This is a genomic window from Thiocystis violacea, from assembly GCF_016583565.1.
GTDB lineage: Bacteria > Pseudomonadota > Gammaproteobacteria > Chromatiales > Chromatiaceae > Thiorhodococcus > Thiorhodococcus violaceus_A.
In genome coordinates, this window is record NZ_NRRF01000007.1 from 35,821 (window position 1) to 55,944 (window position 20,124).

Here is a 20,124-nt window from a genome sequence, read left to right on the forward strand (position 1 = left end):
CTGCCTTGTCATTCGACAACAAGGTCTTGTGGTCCGAGGGGCTTTTCCTCCAGCCGCAGCATTTCCAGCAGCACGACCGCTATCTGGAGCGCCTGGTCGGCGCCAAGTCCGGTCCCGGCATGCCCTATCCCTGGGGGCTGCGGCGGCTGCGGATCGATGAGGAGCTGCTCGCCTTCGGCAAGGTCGCCCTGGCGGAGGTGGCGGGCCTCCTGCCGGACGGAACCCCGTTCGATGCGCCGGCGAGCGATCCGCTGCCGCCGCCGATCGAGCTCGACGAGAACGTCGCCCATCAGGTTATCTACCTGGCGCTGCCGCTGCGCCAGCCTGGCGCGGCGGAGAGCGGTTCCGTCGCCGAGCCGGAGGCCGTTCTCAGATACCGAGCCAACGAGCTGACGGTGCGGGACAACACCCTGGGGTCGGAGACGGAGGCCGTGGTCGAGGTCGGGCGTCTCGGGCTGCGGCTCATGCTCGAACGCCAGCCGCGCGACGGCTACGCCTGCTGCGGTCTCACGCGCGTGGTCGAGTGCCGCGCGGACCGTCAGGTGCTGCTGGATTCCGGCTTCATCCCCCCGGCCATCGACTTCCAGGTCTCCAGACGGCTTGCCGACTTCATGGAGGAGCTGACCGGCCTCATCCATCGCCAGGCCGAATCGCGCTCGGGGCGGGTCCGTGGCGTCGGCCGCGGCGGCGTGGCGGATTGGGCGGACTTCCTGCTCCTGCAACTGCTCAACCGCGCCGAGCCCGTCGCCCTGCACCTGACCCAGGTGCGGGGGCTGCACCCCGAGACGGTCTATCGCTACTTCCTCGGGCTCGCCGGCGAGCTGGCGACCTTCGCGAGCGACGCCAAGCGGCCCCCGGACTTCCCGCCCTACAGGCACGACGCGCTGGAGACCAGCTTCGGCCCCCTGATCGACCGGCTGCGCGAGTATCTCAACCGCGAATATGTCGAGCGGGCCATCGCCATCCCCATCCAGGAGCGTCAGTACGGCTTCCGCATCGCCCTGGTGGATGACCGCAGCCTCTTGACCGGCTCGCGCTTCGTCCTCTCGGCCAGTGCGAACCTGGACTCCCAGACGCTGCGCAACCGTTTTCCGGCACAGGTCAAGGTCGGACCCGTGGAGAAGATCCAGGAACTGGTCAAGCTTGCGCTGCCCGGCATCATCTTGCGACCCATGCCGACCGCACCGCTGGAAATTCCCTACCACGCGGGATTCGACTATTTCGAGCTCGACCGTGGTAGCGAATTCTGGAAACAGCTCGCCGCCGGGGGCGGTTTTGGGATGCATATCGGTGGAGACTTCCCCGAGTTGAAGCTCGAGCTGTGGGCGATTCGTGAATAGGCGGTAGCGGGGGAGGGTTCGGGTTTCAGTTGTCAGTTGTCAGTTGTCATTTGTCAGAGGCGCGTGAGCCTCGTTTCATGAGCTTCGGGCTCATGAGAAGACGAACATGCTGAGGTACTTGGGTATGGCTGTGAGTGCGCCGTGACGGACGACGATCCCTTCCTTACACCAGGCGATGCAGGTCCCACGGTCATTCGTCCGATCCCGGGTGGACGACGCGCGCCTGGAATGGGGTCCGCGGTGGCCGCGCCGCCGCCGGACGTCCCCAGTGCGCCTCCGAGCTTTCAGGTCGCGGATCTCCCGCTCAGCCTGGACAATCCGCTGGTTGCCTGCGCGACCGGCCTGCTGACCGTCGCGGGTCAGCTGCGCGGCACCCAGTCCCATCCGGATCCAGGTGGGCTGCGCGAGGGACTGATTCGCCAGGTCCGCGCGTTCGAGACCTGCGCCCGCGCCAAGGGGTTCGTGGACGCGGTCGTGCTGCCGGCCCGCTATGTGCTTTGCTCGCTGATCGATGAGTCCGTGCTCGATACGCCCTGGGGAAGTCAGAGCGTCTGGAGCAATCGCGGCCTCTTGATCAGCTTCCATAACGAGGCCTGGGGTGGGGAGAAGTTCTTCTCGGCACTGGATCGGCTGCTGGCCTATCCGGCCGGCAACCTCAACCTGCTGGAACTCATGTACCTCTGTCTCGCGCTCGGCTTCGAAGGGCGCTACCGGGTGCGCGAGGGCGGCGCGGGCCAGTTGGAGCGTGTGCGCGAGCAGCTCTATCAGACCATTCGCAGTCAGCGCGGGGAGCCCGAACCCGAGCTGTCGCCGCACTGGCAGGGTGTGACGCAGCGGCGCGACCCGCTCATCCACCAGCTTCCGCTCTGGGTCTTCGCCTCCATCGCCGCCCTCATCCTGCTTGCGCTCTTCGCCTATTTCACGTTCGCGCTCAATCGTCTGTCCGACCCCGTCTACCTCTCGCTCGGCGGCCTGGACAAGGGTCTTCCGGTCCTGACGGAGCGCCCGCGGCGCTCGCCGCCCGAGACCCTTCCGGAGCAGCCAACCGGGGTGCCGCCGCTGACGTTGCGGATCCTGCTGGCGGACGAGATCGCCGCCCGGCAACTGGAGGTCGTCGATCGGCCGCAGGGTCAGGTCGTCATCATCCGCGGCGACGACCTCTTCGCGTCCGGCAGCAGCGCCGTGCGCGCGCCCTATATCCCGCTGCTCAGGCGCATCGCCGAGGCCCTGGCCCAACTGCCAGGGGCCGTGCTGGTGACCGGCCATACGGATAGCGTCCCCATCAAGACGCTGCGCTTCCCGTCGAACTGGCACCTCTCGCAGGCACGCGCGGACCATGTCCGCGACCTGCTCGTCCAGGTGGCCGGCAACCCCGCGCGCTTCACGGCGGAAGGCCGCGCGGACACCGAGTTGCGGATTCCGGAGAACCCCAAGGATGCCCGCAATCGGCGCGTCGAGGTGATGCTCATGACCCCGGTCCGTCGCGTCGACGGCGTCTCCTCGGTCGCGGGGGTCCGCCCATGAAGTCCTTCTTCAAGTTCTTCATCTCCGCACGCTTCCTCGCCCTCCTCGGGCTGGTCGCGCTGGCGCTGCTGATCTGGTACCTGGGGCCGCTGATCAGTATCGGGGGTCAGGAGCCGCTGGCCTCGGCCGGGCGGCGCTGGATGGTGATCGGGACCCTCTTCGGCGTGTGGGGACTGTCGCAGATCGGCTCGGCGGTGCGCTCGCGCATCCGCAACCGTAAGCTGATGGAGCAGCTTGCCGCCGGGTCCGAGGCCGAGCCGGACCCCGCCAAGCTGGCCTCCGAGGAGGAACTTGCCGCCCTGCGCGAGCGTTTCGACCTGGCGCTGGCAACCCTCAAAGGCTCCGAGGGCAAGCACAAGCTGGGCGGGCGCTGGGTCTACCAGCTGCCCTGGTATCTCATCATCGGACCGCCGGGCTGCGGCAAGACGACCGCCCTGGTCAACTCGGGATTGCGCTTCCCCCTGGCCGACGCGCTGGGTCAGGACGCGATCCACGGCATCGGCGGCACCCGCAATTGCGACTGGTGGTTCACGGACGAGGCGGTGCTGATCGATACCGCTGGGCGCTATACCACCCAGGACAGCTACGAGCAGGTCGACAAGGCCGCCTGGCAGCATTTCCTCGAACTGCTGAAGAAGCACCGGCCGCGCCGACCCATCAACGGCGTGCTGGTGGCGGTCAGCCTCGCGGATCTCATGCAGCAGACCCAGGCCGAGCGCGCCGCACACGCCAAGGCCATCCGGCAGCGGGTCCAGGAGCTGTGTCAGGCCTTCGGCCTCGCGGTGCCCGTCTACGTGCTCTTCATGAAGTCCGACCTGGTCGCCGGCTTCACCGAGTTCTTCGGGGACCTCGGCAAGGAGGCCCGCGAGCAGGTCTGGGGCATGACCTTCGCCTTCGATCAAGCCGAGACGGCCGCGCCGTCCATCATGGCCTTCCCGCGCGAGCTGCAGGCGCTCATGGAGCGGCTCGATCAGCGTCTGCTGGTCCGGCTGGAGCAGGAGCGCGAGCCGCACAAGCGCGCCCTGGTCTTCAGCTTTCCGCGTCAGCTCTCCGGGCTCGGCGAGGCCCTTGAGCGCTTCCTGACCGACGCCTTCGCCCCCTCGCGCTTCGAGATCCGGCCGCTGGTGCGTGGCGTCTATTTCACCAGCGGCACCCAGACGGGCACGCCGATCGATCGCATCCTGAGCGCCTACGCGGCCAACTTCGGTCTGGGGCGACAGGGTCTGATGCCCTTCCGCGGGACGGGTAAGAGCTTCTTCCTGACGCGGCTGCTGCGCGACGTCGTCTTCCATGAGGCCGGGATCGCCGGGCTCAATCTGAGGCTGGAGCGACGCCGTGTCTGGCTGCGGCGCGGGGCCTACGCCGGGGTGGCAGCGATCTTCCTGGTCGCGGCGGCGGCCTGGGCGACCAGCTATTCGCGCAACCGCCTCTACATCGAGGACGTGGACCAGCGTGTGGTCGAGATCGAGGCGCAGATCGATGCCTTGGCGCCCGAGGAGCGCAATGCACTGGGTGTGCTGCCGCTGCTGGACGCCGCGCGCGAGATTCCCCGCGGCTATGCCGAGCGCGACGCCTCCGTGCCCCTGACCATGGGGCTCGGGCTCTATCAAGGCGACAAGCTGGGCTCGCAGGCGCAGCGCGCCTACCTGCGCATCTTGAACAAGGCTCTGCTCTCGCGCGTCATCCTGCGCCTGGAGGAGCAGATCCGCGGCGCCGGCGGCGATCCCGAGTACCTCTACGACGCCTTGCGCGTCTATCTCATGTTGGGCAGCGAGGAGCACTACGACGCCGAGGCCGTGCAGCTCTGGGTGGGGCGCGACTGGCAGAGCAGCCTGCCGCGCGAGACGACCACGGAGCAGCAGGAATCCCTGCGCGATCACCTGGCGGCACTGCTCGCCCGGCGTCCGGTTCCGCTGCCGATCGAGCTCGATGGCGAGGTGATCGCGCAAGCGCGGGCCATCCTCAACCGCACGCCCCTGGCCGACCGGGTGTACGCCAGTCTCAAGCGCCAGGGCGTGGGCGACGACCTCCCGGATTTCACCATCAGCGACGCCGGCGGGGACTTCGCCAAGCTGGTCTTCGTGCGCAGCAGCGGGCGCCCGCTCAACCAGGGCATTCCGGCCCTCTACACCTTCGACGGCTATCATCGCGGCTTTGCCGAGACCAGCACGCACCTGATCGATGCCGCCGCGGCGGACAGCTGGATCCTGGGTCCGGGTGCGCGCTTGGAGCCCGGCTCGAAGGAGGCGCGGCGCCTGCTCGATGAGGTGCGCAGCCGCTACCTCAACGACTACGTCATCCAATGGCAGAGCCTGCTTGAGGACGTCGACCTGGTGGCGGTCCGGGATCTTCAGCACGCCGCCGAGATCTCCCGCATCCTCGCGGACCCCAAGGAATCCCCCATGCGGCGCCTGCTGATCGCGGCCGCCCAACAGACGGAGCTGGATCGCACACCCGCGCAGGCCGAGACCGCGGCGTCCGAGGAGAAGGGCAAGGACGGCAGCGCTGGCCTCGATGGATTCCGCCGTCGCGTCGACCGTTATTTCGAGGGCGACGTCGAGCCTGCCGCTCAGGGTGATGTGCCCGAAGCCTATGTCACGCGCCGCTTCGCCTGGCTGCATGACTTCGTGCGCGCCAACGAGCAGGGACAGGCGCCCATCGACCGCCTGCTCGAGACCCTGAGCAAGCTGAATCTTCAGCTGCAATCGGTCGGTGCGGCCATCGCCTCTGGCCGTGCCTCCCTGGTGACGGGCGACTCACCCGAGATCAAGGAGGCGCGGGCGCTGGTGCCTCAGCTGCCGCCGGTCGTGAGCAAGTGGATCGGCACCCTGGTGCAGGACAGCTCCAACCTCTCCGCCAACCGGGCGCGCGCGCTCCTCAACAACGTCTGGACGGCGGAGGTGCTGCCCTTTTGCCGCGAGGCGATCAACGACCGATATCCCTTCGTGCGCGGCAGCGCGCGCGAGACGACGCTCTTCGATTTCGGCCGCCTGCTCGGCCCCGGCGGTCTGATCGACAGCTTCTTCAAGGACAACCTCATGGCGATGGTGGATACCGCGCGGCCGACCTGGCGCTGGGCGGACCCCAACATCGGTATCCCCAACGACGCCCTGGCCCAGTTCCAGCGCGCGGCCGTGATTCGCGAGGCATTCTTCATGAGCGGGGGCAAGACGCCGGACGTGGCCTTCGAGATCAAGCCGGTCAGCATGGACGCGCGCGTTACCCAGTTCCTCCTGGACCTCGGCGGGCAGATCGTGGATTACCGGCACGGTCCGCTGCGTGGGCAGTCGCTGAAGTGGCCGGCGCCCGAGGGCATCGAGCGGGTGCGTCTGGTGTTCGTGGACAGCTCGGGCAGCGGCCCGAGCACGACAGAGGAGGGGCCCTGGGCCTGGTTCAAGCTGCTGGACCGCTCCTCGCTGCGGGCGACCAATCAGCAGGAGAAATTTCTCGTCAACTTCGCCCTGGCGGGCCTGTCGGCGCAGTTCGAGCTGCGCGCGGTGAGCGTGCGCAATCCCTTCAAGCTCGATGAAGTTCGGGCCTTCAACTGTCCGGGGCGGCTGTGAGCGGCAAGGACCAACCCGCTCCGGGCTTCTACGGCAAGCTGCCGGGTCTTGGCGATTTCGTGAGCCGCCGCCTGCCCGTCGACTTCACCCAACCCTGGGATCTGTGGCTGCGCGAGTCGCTGGTGAGCAGTCAGACCCAGATGGGCGAGGCCTGGCTGGATATCTATCTCACGAGCCCGCTGTGGCGCTTCGTGCTCTCATCCGGTGTCGCCGGACAGAACGGCTGGGCCGGCGTGCTCATGCCGAGCGTCGACCGGGTCGGGCGCTATTTTCCCTTCACCCTGGCCTGCCCGCTGCCTGCGGGGACGGATCCTGTCTGTCTGCTCTGCGAGCCTGCCTGGCTGGAGCGCGCCGAGGAGCTGGCCCTCTCGGGTCTGGAAGACGACTGGAACATCGACGTCTTCGATGCCGAGGTCGTGGCGCTCGGGGCGCCGCAGCCCGTGGGTCTTGCCGCGGATGCGGCTTCGGCCCCGGGCGCGCCCATGCGCCACAACGCCTGGCGCGCCTCGGCGGTCTCACCGGCGGACGTGCGCCAGGTGATCCCGGGGCTCTTGGGCCGGGCGCTGAATCAGATGTACTGCGCCTATAGCCTCTGGTGGTCGTGCGGCTCGGAGCGGGTCGCGCCGTCGCTGCTCACCTGCCAAGGGCTGCCCCCGGCGGATGGCTACGCCGCGTTGATCGGCGGGGACTGGAGCGGGAACGGTTGGTGGGAGCTTGGGGTCGGAATGCCAAGCCCTCAGCCGCAGGATCCAGCATGACCAAGGCCACAGCAAGCATCACCTGGAAGTCCGGCGGCGCGAGCCATCCGGGCCGCGTCCGCGGCTACAACCAGGACGCCTATCTCGACCGTCCCGAGCTGGGTCTCTGGGTGGTGGCGGACGGCATGGGCGGCCATAGCTCGGGAGGAATGGCCAGCAGCCTCATCGTCGAGCGCCTGGCGATGCTCTCGCACCCGCGTCTGCTCGGGGTGGCGGCCGACGAGGCCGGCGACATCCTGAGCCAAGTCAACCAGCAGCTCGTCGCCGAGGCGCAGCTGCTCCAGGGCGACATCATCGGCAGCACCGTGGTCATCGTGATTGCGGTGGGCGATCATTGCGTGCTGCTGTGGGCGGGCGACAGCCGAGCCTATCGGCTGCGCAACGGCGAGCTGCTGCAGCTGACGCTGGATCACACTCAGGTGCAGGAGATGGTCGATCAGGGCATCCTGACGCCCGAGCAGGCCGAATCCCACCCGCTCTCGAACGTGCTGGTCCGGGCCGTCGGCGGCGATATCGATCTGGCGCTGGACCGCCGGGTGGAAGCCCTGGCCCAGGGCGACCGCTACCTGCTCTGCAGCGACGGTCTGGTGAAGGAGCTGAGCCTGGAGCGGATCCGCGAGATCCTGGCCGAGCCAGAGCCGGCCGGTGTCGCCCAGACCCTGGTCGAGGCCGCCTGCGAGGCGGGCGGGCGCGACAATGTCACGGCGCTCGTCATCGATTTCGGTTCCTGCCCAGCCTGAGCCTTGGTTCTCCCGCACGTCCCGGTCATTTCGATGCTTCAAGTTCGTAGGGACAAGCACAGCGCAGCCCCCTGACGGCGTCGCGGGATTCGGTGGGCTTTCATGATCGACGCCGACACCGACCTTGGTCATCGTGCGGCCTCCTCGTGGCGGTGCTCTTGTCGGATGCTGAGTCGGGTCCCGAGACAGGCCGAATCCTGTTCAAGCCGATGCCGGACCAATGCGGCATCCGCCTCTTTCAGGCGGCTGGTCTGACGCAGGGTGCGCAGCCACTGTTGCAACCCTGAACCGCTGATGCGCCATTCGAGGTGATTGGGGATGATGCCTTTCAACCGCTCGCTGGGCCTCGCCGGTGCGGCCTGTGCGCTGATCGCGATGCTTCTGGTCTCTGGCCTGTACCCCTACGACCGGCCAACCTGGCTGCTCGAGGTGTTCCCGGTGATGGTCGCCTTGCCCCTGCTCTGGGTGACCTATCGGCGGTTCCCGCTGACGACCCTGCTCTACGTCTGCATCTTCGTCCACGCCCTGGTGCTGATCGGCGGCGGCGCCTACACCTACGCGCGCGTCCCCCTGGGGTTTGCCATCGCCGATCTGCTCGATCTGAGCCGCAACCCCTACGATAAGATCGGGCATTTCATGCAGGGCTTCGTCCCGGCCCTGGCGGCGCGCGAGATCCTGATTCGCGGTGCCTGGGTGCGCGGGCGGCGAATGCTCGCCTTCATCGTCGTCTGCATCGCCCTGGCGATCAGTGCCAGCTACGAACTCATCGAGTGGTGGACCGCGTTGGCGATGGGGCAGGGGGCCGATGCGTTCCTGGGCACCCAAGGCGATCCCTGGGACACGCAGTCCGACATGTTTTTCGCGCTCATCGGCGCGGTCAGCGCGCTGGGGTTCTTCGCAGGCATCCATGACCGTCAACTAGCCGGCCTCATCGGCGATGCGCAAGGCTCCGGGGGGCGGGAATAGCGCAGGCGCGGCTCCGTGCGCCTTGTTCAGTCATCGCCCTTCACGGAGAATGCGGGGCCGTTGCAAGGTTGCCAATCATGGGGCTGGGCCTATGTCGGATAAGCGAACCTCGATTCACGGCCAGTGGTCGTCGCGTTTCATCTTCATTCTCGCGGCGATCGGCTCGGCGGTCGGGCTCGGGAATATCTGGAAGTTCCCCTACATCTCCGGCGAGAACGGCGGCGGTGCCTTCGTGCTCGTCTATCTGGTCTGCATCGCACTGATCGGTGTGCCCATCATGATCGCGGAGATCCTGCTCGGGCGGCGCGGTCGACAGAGCCCCATCAATACCATGCGCGCCCTGGTCGAGGACGAGGGGGCGCACCGCGCCTGGTCGCTGCTCGGCTGGGGTGGTGTGATCACGGGGTTCCTGATCCTGTCCTACTACAGCGTGATTGCCGGATGGGCGCTGGCCTATGTGTTCCGCACGGCCGCGGGCAGCTTCACCGGTGCCAGCGCGGAGACGGTGAGCGCCCTGTTCGACGGGCTTCTGGCCTCGCCCGGATCCATCCTCATGTGGCATAGCCTCTTCATGGTCATGACCATGTTCGTCGTGGCGCGCGGCGTTCGCGGCGGACTCGAGAAGGCGGTGACCGTCCTCATGCCGGCGCTCTTCCTGCTGCTCTTGGTGATGGTCGGCTATGCGATGACCCTTGGGGCCTTCTCCGAGGGATTGGCGTTCCTGTTCAGCCCGAACTTCGACAAGGTCTTCTATGACTGCGCGCTCGATGCGGCGGGGGGCGAGGCGTGTCACTTCACCGGTGAGCCCATGCTCATCGCCCTGGGTCATGCCTTCTTTACGCTGAGTCTCGGGATGGGCGCCATCATGGTCTACGGCTCCTACATGCCGAGCGGGGCGTCCATCGCCCGCGCGACCTTCGCCATCGTGGTGGCGGACACGGTCGTCGCCTTGCTGGCGGGGATGGCGATCTTCCCGATCGTCTTCGCCAACGGCTTGGAGCCGGCCGCCGGGCCTGGCCTGATCTTTCAGACGCTGCCGATCGCCTTCGGCGCCATGCCGGCGGGACAGCTGTTCGGTACCCTCTTCTTCATCCTCCTCGTCTTCGCGGCCTGGTCGTCGGCGATCTCGCTCATCGAGCCGGCGGTTGCCTGGTTGGTCGAGAACCATGGGATGAAGCGCATTCCAGCGGCGGTGTTCCTTGGCATCCTGGCCTGGCTGCTCGGGATTGGCAGCGTGCTCTCGTTCAATGTGCTCTCTGGTGAGGAGTTCCAGCTGTTCGGCAAGACGGTGTTCGATCTGCTCGACTATCTGACCGCCAACATCCTGCTGCCGCTGGGTGGCCTCTTCATCGCGCTCTTCACCGGCTGGGTGATGTCGCGCGCCGCCTCCGTCGACGAGCTGGGGATGGGGGAGGGGATCGGCTACAAGACCTGGTGGCTCCTGGTCCGCTTCGTCTCGCCGTTGCTGGTGCTCGTCGTCTTCTTCAATGCGATCGGGGTCATCTGATCGCTACGAGAGCGGGCGTCTCATGGGGTCAGTCTCCACGGAGCAGACCGAGCCGATCGAGGCGCGATGGTCGAACCCTACACAGCGCCACGGCACCTGGTCCATTAGGGCCTGTGCCGCGGCGCATCTTCTTCGGCGCGTGGCCTTGTCTGGACCCGCGCCGAAACTAACGCTGATCGAGGTTTTCGCGGATGCTGCATGAATTCATCGACTGGATTCTGGTGACGGTCGAAGGCTGGGGGTACGCGGGTATCTTCATCCTCATGGCCCTGGAGTCCACCGTCCTGCCGGTGCCGAGCGAGCTGGTGCTCATCCCGGCCGGCTATCTGGCCTATCAGGGTCAGATGGGCCTGGTTCCCATCTTTCTGGCCTCGACGATCGGGAGTCTGGTCGGCGCGTCCATCAATTATGGTTTCGCGCTCCTGGTGGGGCGGCCTTTCCTTGAGCGCTATGGTCGGTACTTCTTCGTGCGTCCCGCGCTGCTGCACAAAACGGATGCCTTCTTCGAGCGCCATGGCGCCATCTCCACCTTCACCGGGCGGCTCATCCCAGGGATTCGCCATCTCATCTCACTGCCCGCCGGGCTCTGCCGCATGAAGTTCACCACCTTCGCCTTCTATACCTGCCTCGGCGCCGGCTTCTGGTCCGCCATCCTCATCGCCTTCGGCTATTTCATCGGCGGCAATGAGCAGGTGATCCACGACAACCTGCCTCTGGTGACTGCCGCCGTTCTGGTCTTCGTCGGCTTGACCCTGGCGGGCTACTTCGTCTGGCAGCGCCGCCAGCCGGCGCGCTAGGAATGAGGCGGTTGCCGACCCGCGTGGTGCTCGACGTGGGTCGCTATCCCCGCTGATCGTCGGCGATCGGAATCTGTACCTCGTTACGCCGCAGGAAGCCAGGGGTGAAGGGGTCGTTGTAGTAGGCGTAGACCGGGGGCGCCACGGCCTGGAGTCCTTGTTGCTCCATCCACGCCCGCAGCGCCGCTTCCTGCGCGGCGATGCTGTCGTCCGTCGTCCTGCCGCTGAAGCGCACGGCCGCCACCCGCTGTGGGGGAAGTTGCTGCAGCTGCACATCGGAGGTCGCTGGCGGCGGCAGGGCCTTCAGGGCATAGGCTGCCGGCATGATGAAGCGCACCTTCCATTCGCCGGGGGCGGCTTGCGCCTGCGTCACAGGCGCCGTCATGGGGATGCGCTCGCGCGCTTGCTGGGTTACGGGGGCGGTCATGGCGACTCGTTCGCCAGCCCGCTCCTTGGCGAAGATGTAGCTCGCGAGCGGCGAGAAGCCCGCGCTCAGCGCGGCTTTACGCTGACCGGTGCGCGCCACTTCCGCCACCACCATGGCCGGGTAGCGTCGAAGCTCGATCGGCCCGTCGGTTCTTTCGACCTGGTAGTCCGGCGTTTCGACGTTTTGCACCACGAAGACGAAGATCGCCATGGCGGCGATGGCGAGCAAGGCGAGGGAGGAGAAAGCGATGAGAAGGATTTTCATGATCGATCGAAAGGCCTGATCTGGATGGACATCGAAGCGTGCCGCGGCATGCCGTCGGTGTTCATCTATGGCCGCCGATGTCGATTTCATCCATTGATCCATCAGCGTGCATCCGCCAGCGACTGGAGATCAGGGCGCTGTCGAGTGCTTGGGGTCGAGAGGCGAATCGTCCGAGTGCTGACGCGAGCAGGATCCGAAGGCGATGGCGATGGCGATGGCGATCCTGGGGCCGGACGCTGGCGGTCGCCGGTGCCTTCCTGACTCACGGCGAGCCTGGCCGAGTTCCCTCAGACCGGCTCGTCCACGAGTCGCTGCATCGCCTCATCGGACCACTTGATCGCCTCCAGATAGGCCGAGGGGTAGGCGTCGTAGGGGATCGTGCATTCCGTCAACCCATCCCAATCGCCTTGTTGATAGGCGATCACCTGTTGCAGCAAGGCGCCTTGCGGACCCTCGCCGTCGAGGAGCGCGAGCTTGATCGGCAGGCTCAGGCAGAGATCGTCCAGCAGGGTCAGCATGTCGCTGTCGAGCAGGGCGTCGATGATGGAGAAGAGGCCCACGACGAACATCTGGTGGTGGATCTCGGGCAGGAAGCGTTTGGCCAGGCATTCGCACATGCGCGCGCGCAGCATGCCGGTAACGACCAATTCGTCCGGTTTGCCGATCGCGACTCTGCCCATCAAGATCAAGCTGGCCCAGTCGCGCATCCGATCCAATCCGACCACGACCAAGGCATCCCGCAGCGACTCGACTTCACGCCGCTGGGCGAAGGCCGCACTGTTGACGTAGCGCAGCAGCCTGTAAGCGAGCGCAACGTCCTGGGCGAGGATGCGCTCCACTTCGCCGAGATCAATGTCGGGATCCTGCAGCTGATGGACCAGCCGCAGCACCACGGCGGCGTTGGCGCTGAGGGCGCGCTGCTTCACCGTCTTCGGGCGGCAATAGAAGAAGCCTTGAACGTAGTCGAATCCCAGCGACAGGCACAGGCTGTGCATCTCCTGGGTCTCGACCTTTTCCGCCACGACACCGACGTCATAGGCACGCAGGTGATCGAGCTGCTCGCGGAGCTGGTCTGGGTCGTGGCGCAGCACATCGAGCTTCACATAATCGGCCAGCGCCAGCAGTGGCTCGCGGTCCGGGCCGAGGGTGAAGTCATCCAGGGAGATCTTGTGCCCCAGTTCCTTGAGGCGCCTCAGCCCGTCCAGCACCTCGGCGTCTGGCTCGACGTCCTCGAGGATTTCCAACACCAGCTGACCCTCGAAGAAGGGCAGCAGCGAGGGCTCGACGATGAAGCGGCGGGGGATGTTGACGAAGGCGAGCGCACTGCCGACCAGCGTGTCGATCCCGATCTGAAAGAAGCTCCCGCTGATGACGGACGCGGATGCCAGGTCGGCGTCATGGATACGGGCATAGTCGACATTGGCGTGCCGGTAGAGGAGTTCGTAGCCAATCAGCCCCATGCCCCGGTCATAGATCGGCTGTCTGGCCACGAAGAACTCTTGTTCATCGTCGCCGCGGCGCGATGAGGCGATGGCCTCTGTTTTCGGCAGTGCTGCGTGACTCATGGATGCGCAGGCCGGGGCGTCCGGAACTTGGCTGTTTCCGCTGTGACCGCGTTGGGTGTTTGGCGCATCTCGCGGGCGATGGCGGCCAGCGCATCGCTGATTGCGCGAGCATTGCAGGGTTTCCGCACGAGTTTCGGCGATGCGCTGCGCGATCTCATCCGCGATTGACTCCTGTTCAGTGGTCAACGACTGCATCTGTGCGAATGCACTCGAGAGTGACTGGATGCGCTCCGCCGCGCTGGCGAGCTCGCGGCATTGCGTGTTAGCGGATTGGTTGGCGCGGCGATGGGCTTGATCTGGTCCAGTCGATCGACGATACCACGCGAATTGCTTGCCACCGAACCCAGCTTCCCATCGAACCCACCTTGCCACCGAATGCCTGATCGCGCCCCATGGCGTCTTCGCCGAGGCGAGAAGTGTCGCCCTCGCTCTGGGTCAGATCCTGGAGCGTGCGCTGCAGCCCTGTCAGCGGCTTCAGGAGCAGCAGTCTGAGGATCAGCATCAGGATGAGGCTCACGGGCACCAGGGCGCCAGGGCACGAGGGTGACGTTCACGAGCGTGCGACCAGGGCCGTCTCGCGCTGTGCCGGTACGTCGCGGCTCAGCTCGAACACAGCCACTGTCCGGCTGAGGGTCTCGGCCTGATCCTCCAGGCTTTCCGCCGCCGCGGCGGCCTGCTCGACCAGCGCGGCGTTGCGCTGGGTCATCTCATCCATCTGGGCGATCGCCTGGGTCACTTGCCCGATGCCGTCACCCTGCTCACGGCTTGCGCTCGCAATCTCGGTCACCAACTGCACCACCTGTTGGAAGGAGCCGACGATGGACGCCATGGTCTTGCCCGTGTCGTCGACGACCTTGGCGCCGCCTTCCACCTGGGTTACCGAGCCGTCGATCAAGCCCTTGATCTCCTTGGCGGCCTGGGCGCTGCGCTGGGCCAGACTCCGGACCTCCGCGGCGACCACGGCGAAGCCGCGCCCCTGCTCGCCGGCGCGCGCGGCCTCCACGGCCGCGTTGAGGGCCAGGATATTGGTCTGGAAGGCGATGCCCTCGATCACCTCGATGATGTCGGCGACCTGCCGGCTGGATGCTTGAATCCCGTGCATGGTCTCGGTCAGGCGCTTGACCAGTGCGTTGCCCGCCTCGGCCTGATCGTTGGCCATGTTCGCCAGGTCGCTGGCGCTGCAGGCATTGGCGGTGTTCTGCTGGACGGCGGTATTGATCTGCTCCATGGAGCTGGTCGTCTGTTCCAGGCTGCTGGCTTGTGATTCCGTACGCTCGGACAGATCCGCATTGCCCGCGGCGATTTCCGCGGCGGCGGTGCCGATGGCGTCCGTCGCTTCGAGAATCTTCCCGACCAGGGTGCGGAGTTGTTCGACGGAGGCATTGGTGTCTTCCTTCAACTGGCCGAAGGTGCCTTGATAGTCGTCCTCGATGCGTTGGGTCAGGTCGCCTCGTGCAAGCGCGTTGAGCACGCCAGAGGTGGTGTTCAGCGCGCGCTCCGTGTTGTCGAGCAGGGTATTGATGTCGCGGCCCAGTGCGGCGATGAAGCCCTGTTTGTCACTGAGGTCGATACGTGCATCGAGCACCCCGACGGCCGCGGCCTGAACGATCGTGCCAACTTCTTTCTCGACGCGGACCTCGCCAGTGCGATCGCGCCACTCTTCGACCACACCGAGGCGTTCGCCGTGGGCGTTGAGCACGGGGCTTGCGGTCACCACCAGATGGTGCTCGCCGAGGGCGAGCGCGGTCTCCTCGGGCGCACTGAGTCGATCCACCAGGGCCGCCCGCGCCAGCGGGTCGGCATGCAAGGCTTCGATGGCCGTGCCTTCCGGACGGTCCGCGCTGAAGGCTGGGATGCGCTGGCGCACCCCCTCCTCGACGGTCTTGAGGATGCGCCGTGCCGCCGGGTTGCTGTAGATGAGGGCGCGGCTGGGCTCCGCGATCATGACCCCGGTGCTGACGTTGTCCAGGGCGATACGGATGCGTAGGTTCTCCTCCGCGACGCGGCGATCGGCCTCGATCCGGGCGCGCAGTTGATCCTGCATGCGCTTCATGTTCGCCAGCAGGCTGGTGTCGTCGCCGGCACGCAGCGCGATGGCGTTGTTCAGGTCTCCCTCGGCAATCGCGCGGGTGATGGCGACGGCCTCGGCCGGCTCGCCGCCCAGCCGGCGGATCAGCGAACGGAAGATCCAGATCAGGATCAGCACGGTCGGGATCAGCACACCGATGATGGCGGCGGCCATGCTGAGCAGGGTTTCGTCACGCTGCTGGGCGAAGGGCTGGGTATCCAGACGCACCCGCAGATAGCCGCCGTCTTCGCCGGTCTGCCAGTGGGTATGACAGACGACGCACTCCCCCTCGACCGGCAGGGCGTAGTAGAAGTCCCGATAGCCGTCGCCCGTATCCGACGCGCGGTGTGAATCGGGCGCGAACTGGAGCCCCTCGTCCATGACGAAGTGACAATCGGCGCAGGCTTGGCCGCTGCCCTGATACTCGGCGACGTGCTTTTTCGCCGTCGGGGTGTCGATAACGTCGCGCAGGGTCCAATCCGCGCGCTGGAAGCGGCCCTTGGTGTCGCCATAGCGCGGCTCGTTGATGTTGTTGGTCAGTTGACCGTCGGCCTGCACGAAGGGCAGCCCCAGGCTGGTGAGTCCGGAGCGATAGACCATCTGCCTGAAGCGGGCATAGAGCGCGACATCCATGACGCCGTCGAGCTGGGCGAAGTCGTCGATGGCGCGCTGGAAGCTCTGTCGCTGGCCCTTGTTGATCGACTCATGGGTGTTCTTGACCAAGGTGGTCAGCAGGTGATCTCCGGTCTGCTCGACCCGCGCCTCGGACTGCGCATTGAGATAGAGCCAGGCCAGCGTGAGCGCAATCGTCGCGACCAGCGTCACACCCAGGCCCATCGAAATCAAGGTCCGCGCCAGGATCGACTCGCGCGCCTGACCACCCTTCTTCCGTGAGCGCTTGGACATGCCTAGGCCTCGAATTCGTTCATGATGGAGCGGCGGTCGCCATAGGCGTGCAGCATGATCTGGCGCGGGAAGCGCTCGCCGGCGCAGCCGACGCAGGGGTGACCGGCGCGGATGCAGGTATTGGTGTTGTTGTTATGCCCGAAGCGCATGCAGTCGTTGCGCGTCACCGGCCCCTGGCAGCCGAGCTTGAGCAGACAGCCGTCGTCGCCGATGTGCTCGGCGTAGCGCCGCTCCTGGAAGTCCGAGTAATAGATGCAGCGTTCGTGGACGGTGTGCTGGAAGAACTTGACCGGACGGCCCAGCTCATCCACTTCGGGCGGTGTCCCCAGCTTGATCTGGTGCAGAAGCGTGTAGAGCAGATGCTCCGGCTTCATCGGGCAGTTGGGCAAGCCCACCAGGGGCTTCTCGATGCCCCGATCCTGGATGAATTCCTGCAGCGTCATGGAGCCCGCCAGTGTCCCGCTCATGCGCGGAATACCGCCCAGCGCGGCACAGGTGCCGGCGGCGACCAGCACGCCCGCGCGGGGCGCCAGGCGCTCCACCCACTCGGTCATGGGCCGCTCGCCCATCACGCAGGCGTGCGGTAGCCCCACCGGAATCCCGCCCTCCAGGACCAGGATGAAACCCTCCTCCTGGGTCGCCATGCGATCGAGCACTTGCAGTGCCTGCTCGCCCGTCGCGAGCGAGATGTCGGGGTGGAACACCAGATCGACCACCTGGGTCAGGATCTCGACCACGGAGACCTGCTCGATGTCCAGAAAGGCCGTCGAGCAGCCGGAGCAGGAGGTGCCGTGCAGCCAGAGGACCTTGGGCCGATTGGCCGCGGTCGGCGCGGCCAGCAGCTCCTCGAAGCTGAAGAACTGAGAGGCGCCGGCGGCGACGATGACCTGCCAGAGGCGTTGGATGAAGGCGCGGCGGCTGAGGCTCATGTGCAGCTCTCCCGTGATTCAGTGAACGGAGCAGGCGATACAGGGGTCGCTCGAGCGGACGATGCGGGTCAGCTCGATCGGCTGCTCGGGATCCTGGACGCGCGTGCCGATCAGCATCTGCTCCACCGCGCCGGGCTTGCCGCTGGCGTCGCGCGGGGAGATGTTCCAGGTGGTGGGCACGATCATCTCGTAGTTGCGGATGTAGCCGCTGTCATCGGTCTCGATCCAGTGCGCGAGCCCGCCGCGCGTGGCCTCGGTGAGGCCGACGCCGCGCGCATTGCGCGGGACCGGGCGTTCGACGAAGGCCAGCTCGCCGGGTACGACGGCGGCGATGTCCTGCTCGACGCGGTCGAGGAGGACGAGTGCGTTGATGAGCCGTGCCAGATGGCGGCCCATGACCGAGTTGTAGTCCGCGAGCCCGATGCCGAGCTGTTGGTTGAAGCCGTCCACCAAGGCGGTCAGCGCCGGGTTGGTGCCGGCGCGATAGGTGTTGAGCACGCGCGCGATGGGTCCGACCTCCATCACCTCGCCGCCGTAGCGCGGCGCCCGCGACCAGCTGTACTTGCCGTCCGGCTTGGCTTGCTCGGCCTGATACTGGCTCCAGTCGATGGGGGTCAGCTTGGTGCTGGCGAGCGGCTTCTGGCCGCGGTCGGGCTGATCCGAGTAGTAGGCATGGACGGTGTCCTCGGTGATCCGGCTCAGGTCGAGCGCCGCGTACTGTCCGGCGATGGTCGCGCCGCCCGCGAAACTGTGGTGCTCCCCGTTGGCATCCGGCAGGAAGGGGTAGGACAGCAGGTTGCCGTAGCCCTGGCCCTCCTTGAAGTACTGCGGAAAGGCCTGCGCGACCGCCAGCACGTCGTTGCGGAAGGGGCCGCGAATGAACGCGGCCGCCGGCTTCAGCCAGCTCTGGAACTGCGCGATGGCCTCCAGCGTCGGGATGGTCGTGACGCCGCCGGCCTCGATGGTCACCGGGTGCGGTGCCTTGGCGCCGAACAGCGCGACCATCCGGTGCAGGGTCGCCATGACCGGCAATGCCTCCAGATAGTGTCGGATGGCGCTGAGATTGAGGTCCTGGTCGCGGCTGTAGGCCGCCTCGTAGCGCGGCAGGAAGGGCGTGGCGGGAAACACCTTGGCGCTGCCGAGCTCGCTGCCGACCCAGTCGCGCAGCCCGCTCAGCGCCGGGTCTTGTCCCTTGTAGCCAGTGACCGCGGCGATGTCGACGAAGTCGAGGGCGCAGAGGGTATAGAAGTGCAGCAGGTAGTCCTGCAGGTGATAGCTGCCGACGATGAGGTTGCGCAGGCGCTGGCCGTTGGCGTTGGGCTTGAGCCCCATCGCATCCTCGAGCGCGAGCGAGGCGGCCTCGGCATGGGCGTAGGGGCAGACCCCGCAGACACGCTGCGTCACCTGCTGGGCGACCCGCGCATCATGGCCGATGAGGGCCTTCTCGATACCGCGGAACATGTCCGCCGTGCAGTGGGCGTCGGTGACGACTTGATCTTCGAGGCGGGTGACGAAGCGCAGATGACCCTCGATGCGGGTCATGGGATCGACGACGATGCTGGCAGTCATGAGCGTCCACGAAAAGGATCGTTTTTTGTGGGCCTGACTATAGGCAGGCGAGCCGTCGGCAGACGTGATGAGCGTCACGGATCGGCCGCGGAAATCACCGACGAAGCTTACGGTTGACGAGGATCATTCCGTGGAAATCCTGGCCGATGTCCAGTTCCCGATCTGGATCTGTGAACCGATCGACGGAGTCTGCAAAAAGACCCTCCTCGAATCGGGCATGTCGTTACTCTATTCGCACACACTCATCCTGTGCACGCACTAATCCTGTACACGCACTCGATCCTCTGCTGGAGAACACCGCCATGAGCGCCTCCAAGGCGATCCCACCGAAATCGGCCTCACTCCATCTCTATCCGTCGAAGGATGCGATCAACGCTGCCTCGGCCGTGATTCGGGACGCGAAGATCCCGCATATTCCGGAGGTGGTGCTCGCGCTGCGACAGGAGATGGCTCGCCCCGAGCCCGACTTGCAAGTGGCGGCGAATCTCATCGTGCAGGACGTCGCCATCACCGGCGATCTCCTCAAGGCGATCAACTCGCCGCTCTTCAACCTGGGTGCCAGGATCACCAGCGTTTCGCAGGCGGCCGCCCTGATGGGGGTCAAGCGCTTGACCAGCTATGTCACGGGCGTGGCGATCAACCGCTTGGTCGAGGGGATGGACGTCCGCGTCCATGGCGTGTGGAAGGACATCATGACGCAGGTGCAGGCCATCGTCGCCAGCGCCCAGGTGTCGGCATGCATCAGCCCTGAAGAGGCTTACGTCTTCGGCATCATGCACGATGTCGGCAGCCTGGTCTTCGCCAGCCAATCCGGCGATTACATCTCACAGTGGGTGCGGTTCGGCGATGCGGAGCCGAGCCGCCTGCTGGAGTATGAGCGCACGACGATGGGGGTCGAACACGGTGCCGTCGGTTTCCTGCTGGCGGCCAACTGGAAGCTCCCGGAATACCTGGCCTTGGCCATCTGTCATCACCATGCCGCCGGCGACCTGCAGACGACGGATCCGCGCGTCAACAAACTGATTGCGCTGGCGAAGCTGGGCTACTACCTGGTGGCCCTGTCGCGTGGTCTCCCCGAGCAGCCCGAGCTGCTCGAGTATCTTGATGATGCCGTGCAGGATCTCGATCTCAGAGACGACCAGTTGTCGGACCTCTGCGCGCGCGCCACATCAGGCGCTTGGAATTAGCGCTCGATGCTGGC

The 20,124-nt window shown here is 66.3% G+C and carries 15 protein-coding genes; 9 read left to right on the plus strand and 6 right to left on the minus strand.

Annotated elements, in window-relative coordinates; genetic code table 11:
• Window positions 1-5: 5 nt before the first annotated feature.
• From tssK to CKO23_RS04680, 8 genes are all read left to right on the plus strand, one after another.
• Entirely contained in the window at window positions 6-1,340 is a 1,335-nt protein-coding gene (gene tssK / locus CKO23_RS04645; protein WP_200328596.1) for a type VI secretion system baseplate subunit TssK, read from the plus strand.
• Window positions 1,341-1,568: 228 nt separating this feature from the next.
• Window positions 1,569-2,864 carry a type IVB secretion system protein IcmH/DotU gene (icmH, locus tag CKO23_RS04650; protein WP_207168431.1) on the plus strand — a complete coding sequence of 432 codons (1,296 nt, stop codon included), beginning with the start codon at window positions 1,569-1,571 and terminating at the stop codon, window positions 2,862-2,864.
• Entirely contained in the window at window positions 2,861-6,427 is a 3,567-nt protein-coding gene (tssM, locus tag CKO23_RS04655; RefSeq protein ID WP_200328598.1) for a type VI secretion system membrane subunit TssM, read from the plus strand. Before icmH ends, tssM begins: the two co-directional genes overlap by 4 nt.
• Window positions 6,424-7,185, plus strand: coding sequence for a type VI secretion system-associated protein TagF (gene tagF / locus CKO23_RS04660; protein WP_200328599.1), 762 nt, complete (start codon window positions 6,424-6,426; stop codon window positions 7,183-7,185). Before tssM ends, tagF begins: the two co-directional genes overlap by 4 nt.
• A complete protein-coding gene (locus CKO23_RS04665; protein ID WP_200328600.1) occupies window positions 7,182-7,925 on the plus strand; it encodes a PP2C family protein-serine/threonine phosphatase in 744 nt (247 codons plus the stop codon). The genes tagF and CKO23_RS04665 overlap by 4 nt, the downstream gene beginning before the upstream one ends.
• Window positions 7,926-8,243: 318 nt before the next feature.
• Window positions 8,244-8,891, plus strand: a complete 648-nt coding sequence (locus CKO23_RS04670; protein WP_242482215.1) for a DUF2238 domain-containing protein — start codon at window positions 8,244-8,246, stop codon at window positions 8,889-8,891.
• 91 nt (window positions 8,892-8,982) lie between these two features.
• Window positions 8,983-10,398 carry a sodium-dependent transporter gene (locus CKO23_RS04675; protein ID WP_200328601.1) on the plus strand — a complete coding sequence of 472 codons (1,416 nt, stop codon included), beginning with the start codon at window positions 8,983-8,985 and terminating at the stop codon, window positions 10,396-10,398.
• Between the two features lie 191 nt (window positions 10,399-10,589).
• Window positions 10,590-11,195 carry a DedA family protein gene (locus CKO23_RS04680; RefSeq protein WP_200328602.1) on the plus strand — a complete coding sequence of 202 codons (606 nt, stop codon included), beginning with the start codon at window positions 10,590-10,592 and terminating at the stop codon, window positions 11,193-11,195.
• 43 nt (window positions 11,196-11,238) lie between these two features.
• On the opposite strand, the gene CKO23_RS04685 is transcribed toward CKO23_RS04680, so the two are convergent.
• From CKO23_RS04685 to CKO23_RS04710, 6 genes are all read right to left on the minus strand, one after another.
• Window positions 11,239-11,886: an SOUL family heme-binding protein gene (locus CKO23_RS04685; RefSeq protein WP_200328603.1), complete on the minus strand. Its 648-nt coding sequence runs from the start codon at window positions 11,884-11,886 to the stop codon at window positions 11,239-11,241.
• 287 nt (window positions 11,887-12,173) lie between these two features.
• Window positions 12,174-13,451: an EAL and HDOD domain-containing protein gene (locus tag CKO23_RS04690; protein WP_200328604.1), complete on the minus strand. Its 1,278-nt coding sequence runs from the start codon at window positions 13,449-13,451 to the stop codon at window positions 12,174-12,176.
• Between the two features lie 262 nt (window positions 13,452-13,713).
• Entirely contained in the window at window positions 13,714-13,968 is a 255-nt protein-coding gene (locus tag CKO23_RS04695) for a hypothetical protein (RefSeq protein ID WP_200328605.1), read from the minus strand.
• Window positions 13,969-14,001: 33 nt separating this feature from the next.
• Window positions 14,002-16,425 carry a methyl-accepting chemotaxis protein gene (locus CKO23_RS04700; RefSeq protein WP_200328606.1) on the minus strand — a complete coding sequence of 808 codons (2,424 nt, stop codon included), beginning with the start codon at window positions 16,423-16,425 and terminating at the stop codon, window positions 14,002-14,004.
• A gap of 2 nt (window positions 16,426-16,427) precedes the next feature.
• Window positions 16,428-17,354 (minus strand): hypothetical protein, encoded by a 927-nt coding sequence (locus CKO23_RS04705; protein ID WP_200328607.1) that lies wholly within the window; start codon window positions 17,352-17,354, stop codon window positions 16,428-16,430.
• Window positions 17,355-17,372: 18 nt separating this feature from the next.
• Entirely contained in the window at window positions 17,373-18,923 is a 1,551-nt protein-coding gene (locus tag CKO23_RS04710; RefSeq protein WP_200328608.1) for a nickel-dependent hydrogenase large subunit, read from the minus strand.
• A 302-nt stretch (window positions 18,924-19,225) separates the two neighbouring features.
• Between CKO23_RS04710 and CKO23_RS04715 the strand changes: the two genes are divergently transcribed.
• Window positions 19,226-20,110, plus strand: a complete 885-nt coding sequence (locus CKO23_RS04715) for an HDOD domain-containing protein (protein ID WP_200328609.1) — start codon at window positions 19,226-19,228, stop codon at window positions 20,108-20,110.
• Window positions 20,111-20,124 lie beyond the last annotated feature (14 nt).

Coding starts and splice junctions, on each gene's coding strand:
- CKO23_RS04680 (WP_200328602.1), top strand. CDS start 10,590: ATGCTGCATGAATTCATCGACTGGATTCTGGTGACGGTCGAAGGCTGG.
- tssM (WP_200328598.1), top strand. CDS start 2,861: ATGAAGTCCTTCTTCAAGTTCTTCATCTCCGCACGCTTCCTCGCCCTC.
- CKO23_RS04690 (WP_200328604.1), bottom strand. CDS start 13,451: ATGAGTCACGCAGCACTGCCGAAAACAGAGGCCATCGCCTCATCGCGC.
- CKO23_RS04665 (WP_200328600.1), top strand. CDS start 7,182: ATGACCAAGGCCACAGCAAGCATCACCTGGAAGTCCGGCGGCGCGAGC.
- CKO23_RS04705 (WP_200328607.1), bottom strand. CDS start 17,354: ATGAGCCTCAGCCGCCGCGCCTTCATCCAACGCCTCTGGCAGGTCATC.
- CKO23_RS04700 (WP_200328606.1), bottom strand. CDS start 16,425: ATGTCCAAGCGCTCACGGAAGAAGGGTGGTCAGGCGCGCGAGTCGATC.
- CKO23_RS04685 (WP_200328603.1), bottom strand. CDS start 11,886: ATGAAAATCCTTCTCATCGCTTTCTCCTCCCTCGCCTTGCTCGCCATC.
- CKO23_RS04675 (WP_200328601.1), top strand. CDS start 8,983: ATGTCGGATAAGCGAACCTCGATTCACGGCCAGTGGTCGTCGCGTTTC.
- CKO23_RS04710 (WP_200328608.1), bottom strand. CDS start 18,923: ATGACTGCCAGCATCGTCGTCGATCCCATGACCCGCATCGAGGGTCAT.
- CKO23_RS04715 (WP_200328609.1), top strand. CDS start 19,226: ATGAGCGCCTCCAAGGCGATCCCACCGAAATCGGCCTCACTCCATCTC.
- CKO23_RS04670 (WP_242482215.1), top strand. CDS start 8,244: ATGATGCCTTTCAACCGCTCGCTGGGCCTCGCCGGTGCGGCCTGTGCG.
- icmH (WP_207168431.1), top strand. CDS start 1,569: ATGGGGTCCGCGGTGGCCGCGCCGCCGCCGGACGTCCCCAGTGCGCCT.